15 protein-coding genes are annotated in these 18051 nt (G+C 68.4%); 3 read left to right on the top strand and 12 right to left on the bottom strand.

Going from position 1 to position 18051, the window contains the following annotated elements; all coding sequences use genetic code 11:
• Positions 1-74 precede the first annotated feature (74 nt).
• Positions 75-920, top strand: coding sequence for an SURF1 family protein (locus AB5J62_RS04795; RefSeq protein ID WP_370946893.1), 846 nt, complete (start codon positions 75-77; stop codon positions 918-920).
• Here the strand turns inward: AB5J62_RS04795 and AB5J62_RS04790 are convergent.
• Positions 876-1814 (bottom strand): cobalamin biosynthesis protein, encoded by a 939-nt coding sequence (locus AB5J62_RS04790; RefSeq protein ID WP_370950183.1) that lies wholly within the window; start codon positions 1812-1814, stop codon positions 876-878. The genes AB5J62_RS04795 and AB5J62_RS04790 overlap by 45 nt on opposite strands.
• A gap of 49 nt (positions 1815-1863) precedes the next feature.
• On the opposite strand from AB5J62_RS04790, the gene AB5J62_RS04785 reads away from it, so the two are divergent.
• Positions 1864-2361 (top strand): gluconokinase, encoded by a 498-nt coding sequence (locus tag AB5J62_RS04785; RefSeq protein ID WP_370946892.1) that lies wholly within the window; start codon positions 1864-1866, stop codon positions 2359-2361.
• Here AB5J62_RS04785 and AB5J62_RS04780 read toward each other — a convergent pair.
• From AB5J62_RS04780 to AB5J62_RS04730, 11 genes are all read right to left on the bottom strand, one after another.
• Positions 2345-3334: an N-acetylglucosamine kinase gene (locus tag AB5J62_RS04780; RefSeq protein ID WP_370946891.1), complete on the bottom strand. Its 990-nt coding sequence runs from the start codon at positions 3332-3334 to the stop codon at positions 2345-2347. The two genes, AB5J62_RS04785 and AB5J62_RS04780, sit on opposite strands and share 17 nt — an antisense overlap.
• Complete coding sequence (locus tag AB5J62_RS04775; protein WP_370946890.1) at positions 3331-4596, bottom strand: 6-phospho-beta-glucosidase; 1266 nt, start codon at positions 4594-4596, stop codon at positions 3331-3333. The genes AB5J62_RS04780 and AB5J62_RS04775 overlap by 4 nt, the downstream gene beginning before the upstream one ends.
• Entirely contained in the window at positions 4593-5483 is an 891-nt protein-coding gene (locus AB5J62_RS04770) for a carbohydrate ABC transporter permease (RefSeq protein WP_370946889.1), read from the bottom strand. Before AB5J62_RS04770 ends, AB5J62_RS04775 begins: the two co-directional genes overlap by 4 nt.
• A complete protein-coding gene (locus tag AB5J62_RS04765) occupies positions 5483-6469 on the bottom strand; it encodes a carbohydrate ABC transporter permease (RefSeq protein WP_370946888.1) in 987 nt (328 codons plus the stop codon). Before AB5J62_RS04765 ends, AB5J62_RS04770 begins: the two co-directional genes overlap by 1 nt.
• A 5-nt stretch (positions 6470-6474) precedes the next feature.
• A complete protein-coding gene (locus AB5J62_RS04760; RefSeq protein ID WP_370946887.1) occupies positions 6475-7857 on the bottom strand; it encodes an extracellular solute-binding protein in 1383 nt (460 codons plus the stop codon).
• A gap of 10 nt (positions 7858-7867) precedes the next feature.
• Positions 7868-9127: an ROK family protein gene (locus AB5J62_RS04755; RefSeq protein ID WP_370950182.1), complete on the bottom strand. Its 1260-nt coding sequence runs from the start codon at positions 9125-9127 to the stop codon at positions 7868-7870.
• A 343-nt stretch (positions 9128-9470) separates the two neighbouring features.
• Positions 9471-10490: an NAD(+) diphosphatase gene (gene nudC / locus AB5J62_RS04750; protein ID WP_370946886.1), complete on the bottom strand. Its 1020-nt coding sequence runs from the start codon at positions 10488-10490 to the stop codon at positions 9471-9473.
• The gene (locus AB5J62_RS04745; protein ID WP_370946885.1) at positions 10487-11869 is read right to left on the bottom strand and encodes a M16 family metallopeptidase; all 1383 of its coding nucleotides are present in this window, start codon (positions 11867-11869) and stop codon (positions 10487-10489) included. Before AB5J62_RS04745 ends, nudC begins: the two co-directional genes overlap by 4 nt.
• 2 nt (positions 11870-11871) lie before the next feature.
• Positions 11872-13152 carry a M16 family metallopeptidase gene (locus AB5J62_RS04740; protein WP_370946884.1) on the bottom strand — a complete coding sequence of 427 codons (1281 nt, stop codon included), beginning with the start codon at positions 13150-13152 and terminating at the stop codon, positions 11872-11874.
• A gap of 20 nt (positions 13153-13172) precedes the next feature.
• Entirely contained in the window at positions 13173-14753 is a 1581-nt protein-coding gene (locus AB5J62_RS04735; RefSeq protein WP_370946883.1) for a DUF2207 domain-containing protein, read from the bottom strand.
• Complete coding sequence (locus AB5J62_RS04730; protein WP_370946882.1) at positions 14750-16507, bottom strand: DUF2207 domain-containing protein; 1758 nt, start codon at positions 16505-16507, stop codon at positions 14750-14752. The genes AB5J62_RS04735 and AB5J62_RS04730 overlap by 4 nt, the downstream gene beginning before the upstream one ends.
• Before the next feature lie 352 nt (positions 16508-16859).
• Between AB5J62_RS04730 and AB5J62_RS04725 the strand changes: the two genes are divergently transcribed.
• Positions 16860-18047 carry a neutral zinc metallopeptidase gene (locus AB5J62_RS04725; protein ID WP_370946881.1) on the top strand — a complete coding sequence of 396 codons (1188 nt, stop codon included), beginning with the start codon at positions 16860-16862 and terminating at the stop codon, positions 18045-18047.
• Positions 18048-18051: the final 4 nt, after the last annotated feature.

Below are 18051 nucleotides of genomic sequence, written 5' to 3'. Positions count from 1 at the left end.
ACCATCGGACCGATCTTCGGGGTCTTCAAGGACCTAACTGCCGCGCCTGACCAGGCACGGCCTACCGTGGAGGTGTGCGGTTGAAGTTCCTGCTCCGGCCTGGGTGGCTGGCGTTGACGCTGGTGGTGTTCGCGTTCGCCGGCTCGTGCTTCGCCCTGCTCGCACCCTGGCAATTCACCAGGAGCACCGAGCGTGAGACCCAGAACGCCGCATTGCAGGCATCGTTCGTCGGAGTTCCGAAACCACTCGGCGAGCTACTGCCTGACGGAGCAGCTCCCGATGAGCGGGCGCAGTGGCACCTTGCCACCGTCACAGGCTCCTACTTGCCGGACGCTGAAGTCATCGCGCGACTACGGACCGTGCAGGGCGAAGCCGCGTTCGAGGTGCTGACGCCGTTCAAGCAGGCGGATGGCACGGTGATCCTGGTCGACCGTGGGTACGTCAGGCCGAACGCCAAGTCGCGGGTACCGGACTACGCGCCGCCGCCGACCGGAACGGTGAACCTGGTCACGCGGATTCGAGTGGATGAGAACGACTCGAAGGGGCGAGACGCGTTCGCAGACGCGTCGACCGACGGCAAGCTGCACAGTTACGTCGTCGACTCGCGAGTCGTGGGCCGGGCCGCGAAGCTCGAAATCAGGCCGGGCTACTACCAGCTCGACAACGACCAGCCGGGCGTGCTGAAGGCGCTGCCGCTGCCTCAGACCGACGCTGGCCCGTTCTTCTCCTACGCGTTGCAATGGATCGCGTTCGGGGCGATGGCGCTGTTCGGGTGGGCGTACTTCACGATTCGCGAGCTCAAGCCTGGCGGTGCCTTGACCGGTAGTGACAAGCAGCGGCGCAAGTCCGTTGCCGAGATTCTCGCCGAGGACGAGTCAGCGCCTGCGTCGCAGTCCGAGAAGGCCGGCCAAAACCACTGAGCTTGCGGCGGCGAGCCACCCGACGACGCGAGAGAGTTCGACCGCGCGGGTCACGTGTCCCGCATCCGGGTTTCGGCCCACGCCAAGAACTGGCAGTTCTTCGACGCCGTGTGGGTAGATCGTGCGGCCGCCGACGCGGATTTCGAGCGCACCCGCGAACGCGGCCTCGACACGCCCGGCGTTAGGGCTGGGGTGGGCGATCGTGTCGCGGCGCCAGGCTTTCCAGGCGCCCTCGGCGGACCCACCCACGACAGGGGCGCCTGTCACGGTCAACGCCGCGGCGACGCGTGTCGGGACCAGGTGGACAGCCTCGTCCAAGCGCGCGACGAACCAGCGATATTGAGGGGAGCGGCCACGCGCCTGGCGGCGGAGCACGCTGATCGCTCGAGAACCGAGCAGGCCTGGAGCGCCCGCCAGCGCACCCCAGAATAAAGGGGCGACGACGACGTCGGAAGTATTTTCGGCCAGTGACTCGACGGACGCCCGAGAGAGGGCGATCGTGTCGAGTTCGTCGGCGACCCTTGGGTCGAGGCTGGCGAGTGTGTGGCGAGCGGCCGGGAGTTTGCCGTCTTCGAGGTCGCGGGCCATCGCGGTGCCGTGGGCGGCGAGATCGGCGGCGCCTAGGACAGCCCAGGTCGCGAGTGCTGTACCCGCCGCTTGCGCGGCCGGGCTGCGCCGACCCAGCCCCTCAGTGAGCACGCCGAGCAGGATCGCCGATCCGGCCAAGGCTCCGGCGTGGAGTGCGCCGGCGAGCGGGTGATCCGAGTTCAGGCGGGTGTCGAGGGCGCGGGCGGCCCTGGCGAACGTGCTCGCCGGGCGACCGTGCCGAGGCGATCCGAGTACCCCGTCCGCGGCCACGCCCAGCATCAGCCCGATCGCGCGCCCCGCGGTCACCATGCCCCCTGTGTTTCCTGACAGCCCATCAGTGGGGCAGGCTACCCGGATGACCGTGTTCGTCGTGATGGGTGTGTCAGGTTCCGGGAAGACAACGCTCGGCAAGAAGCTCGCCGAGGCACTTGGAGTCCCCTACGCCGAAGCGGATGAATTCCACTCCCCCGAGAACATCGCCAAGATGAGCTCGGGAACCCCACTGACCGACGAAGACCGCTGGCCCTGGTTGCGGTCGATCGCCGCTTGGATTCACGACCACGAGCGTGGAGGCGGGGTGGTCACGTCGTCAGCGCTCAAGCGCGTCTACCGCGACCTGCTTCGCGAGGGCAATGACGGCGTTCGATTCGTGCATCTGGACGGCAGCAGGGAGCTGATCGCGGAACGCCTCGCGCACCGCAGCGGGCACTTCATGCCGCCGTCACTTTTGGACTCCCAGTTCGCCGACCTCGAAGAACTCGAAGCCGGCGAACCGGGATGGATCATGAATGCCGCGGATCGCCCGGAGGAGATCCTGGCGGCGGTGTTGCAGAGGATCAAACTCGCTGAGTAGCTGCTCGAAGCCGGGCCTTCGACGCTTCTTCGGCGCCGATGGTGTCGAGGCCGAAGAGCGCGGCGCCCACCACCGGTGCGACGTCGACGATCTTGACGACCGCCTTCGGCGCCACCTTGAGACAACGCCGTTCGATGTCGGTGATCACCGAGGGCTCGACCCCGGTCAGCACCCCACCGCCCAGCACGATCTGCGGGGCGGACTCGGTGAGTTCGAGTCGGCGAAGGATCACTCCGACGAGCAGGCTCACCTCCTCGACGAAACGATCGACGACCTCCTGTGCGACCGCGTCACCTGCCGAGGCGATCCGGAACAGCAGCGGGCACAGCTCGTGGACCGTGTCGCTGTGGATCTCCTCGAAGTGCAGTCCCTGCACGACTTCCAGCACGGACGAAGCACCGTAGTGCGTCTTGACCGCGTCCGTCAGCGCGGTGGCGGGACCGCGTCCGTCCTCAGCACGGATCGCCCACCACAGGGCTTCCTCGCCGAGCCGGTAGCCACCGCCCCAGTCGCCGGAGATCTTGCCCAGCGCGGGAAAGCCGGCTTCACGACCGTCCCTGCCGATGCCGACGCCATTGATGCCCGCGCCACAGACCACAGCGACCCCGATGCCATCGGACGTGCCCGCCCGCAGCAGGGCGAGCGTGTCGTTGGCGAGAGTCAGTGACTTCGACCAACCGCGGGCGGTCAGTGCTTTGGCGAGGGCTTCCTCTTCACGGGGAAAGTCGAGCCCTGCCAGGTAGGCTGAGGTGTGGACCGCGAACGGCCGGACCGTTGATTTGCCCGCCGCCTCGAGCGCCTGGATCACCAAGCCTTCGAGTGCGGTGACGCAGCCTTCGACCCCGACGTTCTGCGGAGACGCACCCGGACCGCGTGAGCTGCCGAGCACCGTGCCTTCGGTGTCGACCACGAGGACGTCGGTCTTGCTGTTGCCGCCATCGATGGCGATCACGACGTCATGGAGTGCGGTCATGCGGTAGCCCACGGTAGGAGGTGCTGGTTCTCCTTGACCAGGCTGTCGGCTAGCTGGTCGGCGTAGTCGTACTGGCCGACCAGAGGGTGCGCCAGCAGCGCGTCGGCGACTCGGTCGCGGCCGCCCTTGAGTGCTGCCTCGAGCGCCAGGTTCTCGTACGCGGTGACGTGCGAGATGAGTCCGGCGAACAGCGGCTCGACCGGACGTGCCGCGAGCGGCTTGGCGCCGGTTCCGTCCACGGAGGAAAGCGCCTCGATGACCGCGTCGTCTGGCAAGAACGGCAGGATGCCGTTGTTGGCCACGTTGACGACGTGCTCTTCGGCCGGGCCACCGCCGGTGAGCGCGTGCACGAGCTGGACGGCCGCCTCGGAGTAGTACGCACCGCCGCGCTTCTCGAGCGCCTCGGGCTTGGTGACGACCTCGGGGTCGGCGTAGACCTTGAGCAGTTCCTCTTCGACGTCGCTGACCACGTCGGCACGTGGACGCTCGGTTCGCTGCTGCTCGACGATCTTGTCGTGCGAGTAGAAGTACTTGAGGTAGTACGACGGCACGACGTTCATCCGGCGCATCCAGCCCAGCGGGACGCTGACGTGCTCGGCGAGGTATTCGCCGTGCTGGTCGAGCAGTTCGGGCAGCCGGTCGACGCCGTCGATGTACACGCCGCGTTCCCAGCTGAGGTGGTTCAGCCCGGTGTGCTCCAGCCGGACGTCGTTGGCGCCGACATCCAGCAGCTGGGCGAACGTCCGCTGCAGGTGGATGGCCACGTTGCAGAGGCCGACCGCGCGGTGGCCTTCACGCAGGAGCGCCCGGGTGACGATGCCCACCGGGTTGGTGAAGTTCACTATCCAGGTGTCGTCGCCCGCGACCTTCCTCACCCGCTCGGCGATGTCGAGCACCACGGGCACGGTCCGCAGCGCCTTGGCCAGGCCGCCGGCACCGGTCGTTTCCTGGCCGACGCAACCGCAGGCGTGCGGGAAGGTCTCGTCCGAACGACGCGCCTTCTGGCCGCCGACACGCAGCTGGATCAGGACTGCCGACGCGCCGTCGACGCCCTCCTCCAGGTTGGAGGTCGTGCGGATCCGTGCCGGGTGACCGGCGTGGTCGAGCAGGCGTTGCCCGAACTCGCCCACGATGTCGACCCGGTAGGTGTCCGGATCGATCAGCACGATCTCGTCGACGTCCAGCGTGGTGCGCCGTCCGGCGATTCCGTCGATCAGCTCGGGTGTGTAGGTCGAGCCGCCACCGACAACCGCTAACTTCATCCCTTAACCCCTGTGAATGTAATGCCCTTGACGAAGGACTTCTGCGCGAAAGCGAACAGAATGAGAACCGGGGTCATGCACAGCGCCGTTGCCGCCATGGTCAGGTTCCATTCGACGTGGTGCATGCCGCGGAACGACGCCAGCGCGAGGGACATCGTCCAGTTCTCGCGGCTGTCGCCCGTGTAGAGCAGCGGACCGAAGTAGTCGTTCCAGGTGAACAGGAAGCAGAACATCGCGGTGGCCGCGATACCCGGCTTCGCCATCGGGATGAGCACCTTGGTCATCGCCTGGAACTCGCTGCACCCGTCGATCTTCGCCGCTTCCAGGTAGTCCTTCGGAATGGTGAGGAAGAACTGCCGGAGCAGGAAGATGGAAAACGCGTCGAACAAGAAGTACGGCACAACGAGCGGGGCCAGCGTGCCGGTCAGCCCGAGCCGCACCCACAGGTCGTACAATGGGACCACGACGACCTGTGGCGGCAGCATCATGGCCGCGACGACCAGCATGAAGAAGATCGTGTTGCCCCGCCAGCGAAGCTTCGCGAGTCCGTACGCGGCCGGGATCGACGAAACGAGAACGCCGATCGTGGCCAGACCCGAATAGACGAAACTGTTGAAGAAGTAGGTCAGCAGGTCCGACTGCTGGAAGACCTTGACGAAGTTCTCGAAGTGCCATTCGGACGGCCACAGGCTCGACGTCATCGCCTGATCGCTCTTCATCACCGCGGTCAGCACGACGAACAGCACCGGGGCCGTGAAGATGACCGCGAGTGCGATACCCGTGCTGTGGGTGGCGATGGAGAACAGCCGCTTGTCCCAGGCCCGTTTCCGCTCGAGGATCGGTTTGCGTGGCACGGGTCGGCGTCGGGTGTCGTTCAGCGTGATCATCAGCCCTCCTCCGCCGTCGAAGCCTTACGGATCTGGCGTACCAGGATCGCGGTGAACGCGAACGAAACGATGAACAGCAGTACCGCCATCGCCGCCGCGTAACCCATGTTGAAGTACCGGAAACCCTGTACGTAGAGCCAAACCGGATAGGTCAGCGTCGAGTTCTGGGGAGCACCGATGTACCTGGTGTTGCCCGCGACGTCGGCGGCGCCGGACGCGACCGAGCCCGCCACGATCGCCTGGGTGAAGAACTGCAGCGCGAAGATGATCGAGTTGACGATGCCGAACAGCAGGACCGGTGAGATCGACGGCAACGTGATGTGCCAGAACCTCCGGACCGGGCCGCAGCCGTCGAGTTCCGCCGCTTCGTACTGCTCCTGCGGGACGTCGAGCAGCGCGGCGAGGATGATGATCATCAGCTCACCGGAGCCCCACATCACGAGCAGGGTCAGTGCCGGCTTCGACATGGCCGGGTCGTTGAACCACAGGCCTCCGTCGACGCCGACCATCCTCAGGAACCGGTTGACGGGACCGAACTCAGGGTTGAAGAGGAAGACGAAGGCCAGCGTCGCCGCCGCGGGCGGGGCGAGCGCGGGCAGGTAGCACAGGGTGCGGATGATGCCGACGCCCCGCTTGAGCCGCGAGATCACCGAAGCCACACCGAGTGCGAACACGACTCGGACCACCGTGAGGACGATGACCAGCCAGAGTGTGTTGTACGCGGCCTTGCCGACCAGCGGTTCGCTGGTGAACATCCGCACGTAGTTGTCGAACCCGATCCACTCTGGCGGATTGATCAGGTCGTACCGGGTGAACGAGTAGTAGACCGTGGCGATCAGCGGGTAGCCGAAGAAGATGGCGAAGCCGATGAACGCCGGGGCCATGAAACCGAGGAATGTCCACTTTCGGCGGGAGCGGCCCCCCGCCCGTGCCTTTCCAGACACGGGCGAGGAGCTCGCCGCCTTCGGACTCAACGTCGCGGTCACTGGACTCAGCCGCCGCCGCGCTTCTGGGCCAGCTCGTCGTTGATCTGCGCGTCGACCTTCTTCAGGCCTTCTTCCAGGTTCGGCTCGTTGCCTGCCTGCCAGCGCTCGGCGAAGTCGTTGACGGCCTTGAGGTGGGCGTCACCGATGTTCGTCGACGGGTTGGGCAGCAGCTTGCCGCTCGAGAAGATGTCCATGAACTTCTTGAACTCCGGCGTGACCTTGAGGCCCGGATCGTGCAGGGACTCGTTGGTGCTCGGCAGGTTCTTGAGTCCGTTGGACAGCTCGACCAGGGTCGCGGTGTCCAACGACATCTGCTTGACCAGTTCCCAGGAAGCGCCAGGGTTCTTGGCGCCCTTGGGGATGGCGATGATGGTGCCGGTGGTGAAGGCGCCGCCGTAGCGGGTGTCCTTCTTGGAGTCGAGTACCGGCGGGGCAGCGGTGTCGAACTTGAGGTTCGGCGCCTGGTCGTGGATGAACGCCTCACGGTATTCACCGTCGAACATCATCGCGACTTTGCCCTTTTGGAAGGCGTTGTCGGCCGAGTACTCGTCACCGAGGCCGGCTTTGAACTGCTCCAGCTTGTCGTGGCCGTAGAAGTCGATGAGCTTCTTCTGGAAGGTGAACATCTCCTTCCACTCCGGGCTGGCCGCCAGGTTGGACTTGCCATCCTTGTCGAGCCAGGTGGCGCCGAAGTTCGGGGCCCAGATCTGCGCCTGGTTCGAGTAGAACGGCATGTTGGGCAGGAAGCCCGCGACCTTGATGGAGCCGTCCGGGTTGAACTGGGTGAGCTTCTTCGTGTACTCGAACAGCTCGCTGGTGGTCGTCGGCGCCTTGTCGTAGCCGGCGGCCTTGAGCAGGTCGGTGTTGGTGTAGAAGCCGTAGACGTCGGCGAGCATCGGCATCGCGCACCGCTTGCCATCGAACTCGGTGTAGCTGCGCACCGCTTCCGGGATGGTGTTGATGTCGATCTTGTCGCGCTCGATGTAGGGCTTCAGGTCGATGAAGCTGCCCGTGGAGCACCAGGCGCCGAGGTTGTCCGTGAAGAACGAGATGGCGACGTCGGGCGGGTTGCCGCCGCGGATCGAGGACGTGAGCTTGTCGTCGTCCTGGTTGCCCTCGTGCTTGATCTCGATGTTCGGAAACTTGGCCTTGAGGTTGTTGAGCCCCTTGGTCACGATGTCGAACTCGCGCGAGGTGAACTTGCTGTAGACGGTCAGGGTGAGCTTGTCGTCCTTGTTCGGTGCCGCCGCGGCCGCACCGTCCTTCTGGCCGCCGCCACCGCCGGCCCCACCGCAAGCGGTGAGCATCGCGGCGGATGCCGCCACGCTGGCGATTATCAGGGCGCGCCGTGGGCGACCACTTCCTCTGACCCGGGTCATGGAGCGCATGAGCCTCCTCCTAGTCGGTTATGCCGGGGGACTGTGGAGCTGTTCTCGAACTCGGGATCGCGACGGCGGCGCCGGGTGATCCCTCCGCGGTCCTGCGTGACCCGAGTAGCGATGAGGTCGTCGCGGAAACCAGGCCGAACACGTCCTCGCGCACGGTGGCGAGGGCGGACTGAAGCGCACCGGCGCGGACGGCGTTGCCCTGTACCGAGGCGAGGCCGACGGGGGTGCGGGGAAGCACGAGTTCGTGGAGCCGGACGGCCACGTGCTCGGCGAACACGTCGCCGCCCGCGCGGCTGACGTCGCCGCAGAGCAGGACGACTTCCGGGTCGACGACGCTGACCACGCTGGCGACGCCGCCTGCGACGCGGCGGGCGAGGTCGTCGAGGAAACCGTCGGCGCCGGACTCGCGGGCGTTGGCGACGGCGTCCCAGCCGGTTTCGCCTGGCACCCCGTGTGCCTTGGCGAGGCGTACGATGGCGGGTGAGTCCACGAGTTCACCGAAGCGAGCGCCAGAGCGCGTGATGCCGTCCTCGGTTTTGGCCGACGCGGGGTCCGGGACGCGCATCCAGTCGATTTCGCCGCCGCCGCCGGTGGCGCCGCGCAGCAGCCGCCTGCCGACGACGACCGCGCCACCGACACCTTCGCTGAGCCAGACGAGGACGAAGTCGCGCAGGTCGACGGCCCGGCCTTCGGCCATCTCCTCGATGGCGACGAGGTTCACGTCGTTCTCGATGGTGACTTCGATGTCCAGCTCGGTGCTGAGCCGGGTGGGGACGTCGAAGCCGAGCCAGCCGGGGATGTGCGGGGCGGATCCTATGTGGCCGGTGCGCGGGTCGCAGGCGCCTTGCGCGCCGATGACCACGTGACGCAGGTCGGCGCGCCGCAGGCCGGCGGCCTTCGCGACGAGGTCGAGTGCGGCGCCGAAGGAACCGACGACGTCGGCGCCGGCGTGCACCGGGAGCTGCACGCGGTGCTCCGCGAGGACCGTGCCGGTGATGTCGGCGATGACGAAGTCGGCGACGTGCGGGGTGAGGTCGATGGCCGCGACGTAGGCGAGTGCGCCGTTGACGGTCCACAGCTGGGCGCGGGGGCCTCGGCCGCCGCCGCGGACGCCCGCTTTGACGACCACGCCTTCGGTTTCGAGGCGGGCGAGCAGCTGGGCGGTGGCGGGCTTGGAGAGGCCGATCGCGTACTCGAGTTCCGAGCGCGTCGAGGGCCCCACCCTCAGCAGGGCGTCGATGGCGGCGCGATCGTTCATCTCGCGCAGCATCCGGGGGCTTCCGGCTCTCACTCTAGTTCTCCGACTTTATTAGGAAACTTTACAGACGATTTCGGGGACTGTAGTGAGCGCCACCACAGCCGTCAACACCGGTTTGAAACAGACGCATAACGCTTCGAGGCCCGACCAGCGGGACATGAGCAGTCCGTGAAGATTTTTCACGGGGGAACCGTTTACCGAGCAGATTCGGTCACACTAGGGCCGCTGACGTGCGCCTCGTTGGGAACTTTCCCGCTCGGCGGACACGTGCGTGAAAGAGGTACGGCGCCCAAAACGAAGGACGCCTCCCCTAGCCATGTGGCGTAGGGAAGGCGTCCTTCCGAACTAGTGTCGATCAGGCTTCGGCGTGCGCCCAGGCGTCGAGCATGACCCGGGCGATCGACGAGTTGCCCGGCAGGATCATCGAAGCGCGGCCGCCCGCGATGGGGGTCGGGACCGCGTGCCCGCTGCGTTCCTGCGAGTTCGCGAACGCGGCGCGGACCTCGTCACGCGAGACCCACAGTGCCTCCTCGATCTCGCCGTCGGCCGGGGTGAGCGGCGCGGCCATGTCGGCACGGGCGGTGAAGCCCAGCATGATCGAACGTGGGAACGGCCACGGCTGGCTCCCGAGGTAGCGGATGGCCGAGACCTCGGCACCCACCTCCTCGCGGATCTCCCGCTCGACGCACCCTTCGAGCGACTCACCCGTCTCGACGAACCCCGCGAGAATCGAATACCGGCCCGGCGGCCAGATCGGCTGACGTGCCAGCAGCACGTGTGCGCCGTTGACGCCGGAGTCGTCGTGGACGAGGCAGATCACGGCGGGGTCGGTGCGCGGGTACTCCTCGCGCTCGCACGAGGTGCACTTGCTCGCCCAGCCCAACTGGACGAGCTCGGTCGCCGCGCCGCAGCGCGCGCAGAACCGGGCTTGGCGACGCCAGTTCCGCAGGCCCTGCGCGGTCGTGAACAGGCCTGCGGACGTGTCGTCCAGCAGGTCGCCGTAACCGCGCAGGTCGACCCACGCTTCCCCGTCGACGACCGGGACCTCTTCGAGCACGCCCCAGCTGCCCGCCAGCTTCTGGATCTCCGGCTCGCCTTGCCACTCGCCCGGGGCCGCCCAGTAGTCGACGTCCTGCCACTCCCCCAGGAACACCGCGTCCTCCGGCGGCACGTCGCCGAAGTCGAGCGCCTTGCGGGTCGCCAGTGTCGCCTCGGAGAGGCGGACCGGCGACCGGCCCCGATCGTCGAGCAGCATCACGCGGGCCTTGGGCCAGCGTGCGCGCAGCCGGTCGGGGTTGCCACGCAGGTTTTCCTGGCGATCCACCGTCGACCGGGACAGGGTCGGCAGCGCGGCGAGCTGGAACGGGACGGTCATACCGCGGGGTCACCCACGGTCACGTCACCGACGGCGGTCAGCTTCTCCGCGAGCAGGTCCGCGTCTCCGACGATCACGCCGGTGAACCGCTTGGGAGCGAAGAACGCGAGCGCCGCCTTCTCCACGTCCTCGCCGGTGACCTGCGCGAGCCGCGTCGGGTGCTCGGCGAGCCAGTCGAGACCGAGCCCGTTCGACACCAGCGCGGTGAGCTGACGCACCAGCCCGGTCTGGGAGGACGTCGACGTGACGAGCGAGCCGATCGCGTACTGCCGCACCGACTCGACCTCGTCCTTGGTCGGCGGCACCAGCCCGAGCCTGCCCAGCTCGTAGCGGGTCTCCAGCAGCGCGGCCGCGGTCGCCGGGCTGGCCGTGTCGGCGTCGATGTTGACCGTCGCCGTCTGGTCGGTGAACTCGAAGCCGGAGTGCGCGCTGTAGGTGTATCCCTTGTCCTCACGCAGGTTTTCGACCAGGCGCGAGGAGAAGTAGCCACCGAAGGCCAGGTTCGCCAGCTGCAGCGCGGCGTATCCTGGGTCTGTACGCGGCAGCGCCTGCGCGGAAAGCCGGATCTGCGACTGCACGGCGCCGGGCCGCGGCACCAGCAGCACCGGGCCGCCGGTCAGTTCCGGCAGCGCGGGCAGCCGGACGGCCGAAGCGTCGGAAACCCAGGCGGACAACGCCTTTTCGATGTCCGCGACCACCTGCTGCGGGTCGACGTCGCCGACGATCACCAGCGCCGCGCCGCGCGGCAGCACGGACGCGGTGTGCAGTGCGCGGACCTGGTCGGGCGTCACCTCGGCGACATCGGTCGCCTCGGGCGTCTCGAAGGTCGCCGGGTGGTTGCCGTAGCGGTGCTTCTGCAGTGCCTCGCGGGCGATCGTGCGCGGCTGCGTCCTGGCGATGCTGATCCGTTCGATCAGCCGCTCCTTCTCGCGCGCCACTTCGGCATCCACATAGGACGCTCCGGTGAGCGAGTCGGCGACGACGTCGAGCAGCGTCGGCAGGCCGCTGGAGAGCGCGTTGCCGGAGATGATCAGCCGCTCCGGGTCGACGCCGGCGGAGATGTCGCCGCCGATGAGCGCGAGGTCGGTGTCGATGCCGACGCGGTCGCGGCGCACGGTTCCGGTGAACAGCGTCTCGGCGAGCACCTCGGCGCGCGCCGGGTGCATGCGGTCGTCACCGGCGAACGGGATCCACAGCCGGAACTCGATCAGCGGGACGTTCGCCTTGCGCACGGCCAGCACCCGCAGCCCGTTGCCGAGCACCGTGTCCACATGGGACAGATCGGCGGCGGCACGCTGCTCGCCGAGCGGCGGCAGCGGCCGGGGCCCCTGCTCGGTCCGGCCGATCTCCTCCGCCGTGCGATGTGTTGCTGCGGTCACGATCACTTGCCTCCCTCGGGCTTGACCACCAGTACCGCGCGCGAGTCGGGGCGCAACGCCTTGGCCGCGGCCGAGACGTCCTCCGCGGTGATCGCGGCCATCCGGTCGGCCAGCGTCGACACCAGCGCGGCGTCGGAATAGAGCAGTTCGAACGAGCCGAAACCGAGCGTGCGCGAGAGCAGCTGGTCGTGCTCCTGGTGCAGCCCGGCGGCCCAGCGCGCGGTCACCCTGGTGAGTTCCTGGGCTTCCGGCGGCGTGGAGGCGAGCTTCTCCAGCTCCTCGTCCAGCGCGCCGAGCACGCGCTCGGTGGAGACGTCCGGCGGGTGGATCGCGGTGACGGTGAACGTGTCGGGGTCACGCGCTTCGAACGGGCCGAACAGGCCGGCACCCGCGTTGAGGTCGACGACCAGCGGCTCGCGGTGGACCAGGCGCTGCTGCAGCCGTGAGCCGTCGCCGTCGGTCAGCACGCCCGCGAGCACGAGGTTCGCGAGGTAGCCGTCGAGGTCGTTGATCGGGTCCGGCATGCGGTAGCCGACGCCGAGCGCGGGCAGCGGGGCGTGCGGGTCGGTGTGCTCGCCGCGGAGCTCACCGACGGGGTGCGGCTCGAAGAACGAGGGCCGCTCGGGGCGCGGACGGAACTGCACGTCGCCGAAGTGCTTCTCGATGAGCTCGCGCGCGCGGTCGGCGGTGAAGTCGCCCGCGACCGTGAGCACCGCGTTGGACGGCGCGTAGTAGGTGTCGAAGAACGCGGCGCAATCGTCCAGTGTGGCCTGCTCGAGGTCCTCGAACCCGCCGTATCCGTTGTGCGCGTTGGGGAACGTCGAGTACAGCACCGGCGGGAGCAGGATCCACGGGAATCCGCCGTACGGCCGGTTCAGCACGTTGAGGCGGATCTCCTCCTTGACCACGTCGATCTGGTTGGCCAGGTTCTCCTGCGTCAGCTTCGGCGCGCGCATGCGGTCCGCTTCGAGGAACAGCGCGCGCTCGAGCGCCGCCGCGGGCAGCACCTCGTAGTAGTCGGTGTAGTCCGGGTGCGTGGAGCCGTTGAAGGAGCCACCGCTGGACTGCACGTGACGGAAGTGCGCGAGTTTTTCGAGGCTTTCGCTGCCCTGGAACATCAAATGCTCGAACAGGTGCGCGAAACCGGTTCGCCCTTCCGGTTCGGACCGGAAGCCCACGTCGTAGTGGACGCTGACCGCGACGACCGGAGCGGTGTCGTCGGGCGCCAGCACCACGCGCAAGCCGTTGTCGAGGGTGAACCTAGTGAGTTCAGGAACCGCCATGGCCTCACCCTACGGGTTTCTCAGCCTTCGAGGCGACGCCCCCGGCGCGACCCGGCGAACGTTCCCACGAGCGCGGCGGTGAATTCACTCACCCGCCGCAGTGACCCCACTCCGCCGTACCAGTACGGCTTCGGCGGCGACTTCAAAGCCTTGAACGCGTTCACCCAATCGTCGACTTCACCGAGCGTCAGCGCGTACGGTAGCGCGCGCGAGAACACCAGGTCACGGGCCAGTTTGGGGACGCCTTTCGCGCGCGTGGCGTGCAGCTGGTCCCGCAGCCCGAGCAGGCGACGGCGCAGCTGCCTGCCCCGATCCGTGCGCGACGGGACGAACCGCGCGGCGAAGGCGGTGAGCACGCCGGCGACGGCGACGGCCACGCCGACCTGCGCGTAGCCGATCGTGAACGCGAGCACGGCCGTCAGGAACAAGCCGTAGCAGGCGACGCGGAGGCCGCGCCTGGGCAACGCGTTCCGGCGCCGCAGCCAGCGACGGCCGATGACGTCGTCGCGCAGGACCGTTCGCACCGTCGCGATGCCCACTCGCTCCGTTCTGAGCTCCGCCAAAGTGCGAGTGTCACCGGGCAGTACGAGTTCGAACACGGCACGTTCGAAGTCGGTGAGGTCGTCGTCGGGCGGGTTGCGCCGGGTCAGCCGCCAGCCGGTGAGGCCGTCGTCCTCGCTCTCCTCGACCCAGAGATAGTTGCGGACTGCCAGGTCGAGCACGGTCGCGGCGAGATCGACCTCGTCGGCGCGTCCGGACAGGACGGTGCCGACGTGGCCGGGCAGCACACCGTCCGGGGACGTGAACACCGCGTCCTCGTCGTCCCCGGACACGACTTCGACGGGCAGCGGATCACCGGGCTCGGCGTCGCGGCGACGGGCGAGCCACAGCCACGCGCCGCCGATGACCGCCAGGATCGCGAACAGGATCCAGCCGAGCACGACGGGCGTGGTGAGCACGAACGCGCCCGCGAGTGTCTTCGACGGCGCGAATTCGGCATTGGCGGGCACCGTGCCCGACGGCAATTCGACGCTGATGTCCATCGGCAGGCCGGCGGCCAGGTTCTGCTGGCTGAACCGGGTGAGTCCGATGTGGTCGATCTGCGCGGCACCGCAATGACGATCCGCGGAACCGAGCGAGCAGCTGACCGCCTTCGCGATCTGGGGCGCCGCGAACGACGCGCGGACCAGTGCCAGCCTGGTGTCCCAGCCACCGGCGAGGCGCCAGCTCACGTGCAGCACGGCGTTCTCGTCGTCGACCGCACCGTCCACTTTGTACCGGAGTACCGAGGTGCCGCCGCGCAGCGTCGCGGTGAACTCGTCATCGGTCTGTTCGGTCGTCCCGGCGCCTTCGAGGCTGACGTCACGGATTCCGTATACGCGATCACGGTTGTGCGCGGCCGGCACGCGCAGGCCGATCTTGCGGACCATGGTCGTGCCCGTCGGCACCGACACGGCCTCGGTGACCGAAAGCGTGCCGTCGCGTTCGACCTTGAGCTGAATTTCCGCACTGTTCGGCAGGTTCGGCAGCGGCGGCTCGTCCGCCCATGCCGAACCTGCCGGTATCAGCAGGAAAATCGCCGCGAGGAGCGCGGCCCTCACGCCGGGACGGGCTGCAGCGAGCGCAAATGGCCCGATTCCGCCAGCAGGCCGTCCAAAGCCGTCAAGAACGCCGGGAAATGCGCGGCGAAGCGACGCAGATCGCGCTCTTGGTCCAGTCCGCCGAACCAGTAGAGGCCCGCGGATCCGTCCGCGGACGGATCGAGCGAGGCGAACGTCCCGAGCCAGCGTTCGGTGTCGCCGAGCACGACCGCGAACGGCAGCGAGCGCGAGAACACCAATTCGCGATCCGCGGCCGGGATGTCCTCGACCTTGACGTTGTGCAGGTAATCGAGCAGCCCGCGCACGTTGCTGACGAGCAGGCGCCCACGCGGGGTCCGCGACGGCAGCCAGCCGGCTCCGAGCACGAGCGCGATCCCGGCGATCGCCAGCGCGACACCGAGCAGCGCGTGCCCGATGCTGAACGCCAGCGCGACCGTCGCGGCGAGCCCGGCGCCGAACACGCCGACGCCGATCCAGGTCAGCAGGCTCTTGCCGCTGTCGGGACGGCGCGCGAACCAGCCCTTGCGCACCACGTCGGTGTACATCGCGTCGCTGACCTTGCGCAGGTCCAGCGAGCCACGCGAACGGATCTCGGACAGCAGCACGTTGTCCGTGCCTTCCGGCAGCAGCGTTGCGAAGATCGCGCGCTCGAACTCGTGCAGGTTCTCGTCGGCGGGGTTGCGGCGGCTGAGCTGCCAGTCGACGGTGCCCGAACCGGTCGGCACCTCGGCGATCCACAGATAGTTGCGCACGGCGAGGTCCACGACCGTGGCGCTGATGTCGACCACGTCGACCGTCTCGTCGACGACCGTGCCGACCTGGCCGGGCAGCACGCCGTCGGGTGAGACGAAACTGACGTGCCCGCCTTCACGCTGCAGCACGTCGACCGGGCCCGAACCGCCTGACAGCGCGGCGGCGTCCCGTTTGCGCAGCCGCCACACGAGCAGCGCGCCCAAGATCAGCAGCAGCGCGAGCAGGCCGAAGCCGATGCCGACCGCGGTGGTCAGCGCGAACGCGCCCGCGGCGCCCGAGATCGCTTCGAACCGCGCGTTCGCGGGCACGGAACCCGCGGGCAGCCCGACGGACAGGTCGACCCGCTCGCCCTGCTTGAGGTCGTCGTGTTCGATCCGGACGATGCCGGTGTGGTCGACCTCGGCGAGCGTGCACTGCTGTTCGGAGCCGATCGGCCCGGCGAAGCAGTTGACGAGTGACAGTTCGCGCACGGGCGCGATGACCGAGGCGGTGACCCTGGCGACCGGCTCCGACCAGCCGCTCGCGAGCTGCCAGCGCAGCTGCTGCTGGCCGTCGAGGTCCGCGACCGCGCCGTCCACTGTGTACCGAACGGTCGACTCACCCGCCGGATAGGTGATGGTGACCTTGTCCGGGTCCTGGGTGACAGTCGCCGGGCCCTCGGCCTTGATCTCGGGGATGCCGAAGACGCGATCCTGGTCACCGGTCGCGGGCACGCGCAGCGGGATCACCCGGACGAGCTGTTTGCCGCCGGGGATCTTCACCTTGTCGGTTACGGTCAGCTTGCCGTCACGCCCGACTTTGAGCTCGAGATCGCTGGTCGGACCGTCCGGCTGGGACTCCGCGACACGCCCGGCGACGCCGTTCGGCGGCCGCGGGATCGTGATGTCCGGCTGGTCGGGCACGGAAGGCCCGCCGGACGGCGGGATATCGAAGTCCGGCTGAGCCGGGAACATCACGGCGGCGGCGGTCAATACCGCGGCCGGCCCCCATTTCGTCAACACAGCCACACACCCTAGATCAATCCATTTATGCTGGCGGCCCAGAAGACGAAACCCGCCAACTGGGTGAAGACCTGCCTTTTGACGGAGCAAGACCACTGGGGGTTCCCTCTCGATGACCCAACCGCCTCAGGGCCCGCCGGATCCACGCCACCGGCCGGGCCAGGGACCGATGGGCGGGCGGCCACTGCCCCCGCCCGGTTCCCGTCCGCTGCCGCCGCCCGGCGCGCGGCCGATGCCGCCTGGCCGCCCGCCGATGGGACCGCCGCCCGGCGGGAACCAGCCGGGGCCGCCGCCTGGTGGACGGCCGCCGGGTGGGCAACCGCCGATGCCCCCGATGCCCCCGATGCCTCCGATGCCTCCGCAGGGGCCGCCGCCCGCGCAGCGGCCGCCGATGGGACCGCCGCCGTGGCCGCAGACGGGCGGGCAGCCGTTGCCGCCGCCGATGGCCGCGCCGATGCCGCCGCCCGCCCCGTTCAACCCGGGTATGCAGGCGCCGTTCGGGCAGCCCGCGTACGGGCCCCGGTTCGGGCCCGGCTACGCGCCGTACGCGAAGAAGTCGAACACCGGCATGGTGGTCGGGATCCTCGCGGTGGGCGTGTTCGTGGTCGTCGGCGGGCTGATCGCGACGTTCGCGCTGGCCGGTGGCGGCAAACGGCACCAGGTGGCCGACGCCGGGTACAGCACGCGCCCGACGATCACCTCGAGTGGGACCACGTCGACCACGACCAGCACTTCGACGTCGGCCACGACGTCGCGGTCGACGGGCAGCACGGGCACCACGCGGTCCACGAGCACCACGACGAGTGCGTCTTCGGCACCGAAGGCGCCGCGCAAGCTCGCCGACAACGCGTTGTTCAGCAAGTCGGACGGCGGGCTGCCGAACAACCGGTGCGGGCTGAACCGATGGGCGAACAACCCGAGCGCGGCGGAGTCGTTCTTCGACAGCGCGGCGAAATGCACGGCCGAGTCGTGGAAGTACGCACTGTCCTACGTGGACCTGCCGTTCAACTACCCGGACATCAAGTATCCGTCCGGCAGTTCGTGGTCCAGCCCGTGCGGCGGCGTCAGCCAGGGATCCGCGGCGGCGTTCTACTGCCCGACCAACCAGACGCTGTACATGCCGTACGAGGGTCTGCAGGTGAAGGACTTCGGCAACCGGCCCGGTGTCTACCTCGCGGTGTTCGCGCACGAGTACGGGCACCACATCCAGCAGATCACCGGGATCATGCCCGCGATGAACGAGAAGCGGTACGACGCGGGCGCCGACTCGGCGGAGGGCCTGGAGTATTCGCGGCGGCTCGAGCTGCAGGCGCAGTGCTTCTCGGGGATGTTCCTCGGTTCCACTGTGGACCGGGGTGGCGACGTCAACCGCACGATGTACAACGACGCGTGGCGTACCCAGCAGCGCGGTGATCACGGCAAGGGTCCGCGTGACCACGGCAGTGACGCGCATTCGTCGGGCTGGTGGCAGACCGGCGCGCTGAAGAACCGCAACGTGCAGTGCAACACCTGGGCGTCCCCGTCGGGGGACGTGTCGTGAGGTG

It is taken from the genome of Amycolatopsis sp. cg5 (assembly GCF_041346955.1).
Classification (GTDB): domain Bacteria; phylum Actinomycetota; class Actinomycetes; order Mycobacteriales; family Pseudonocardiaceae; genus Amycolatopsis.
Note: the sequence above shows the minus strand (reverse complement) of the source record. Positions and strands in the feature narration are given on the sequence as shown.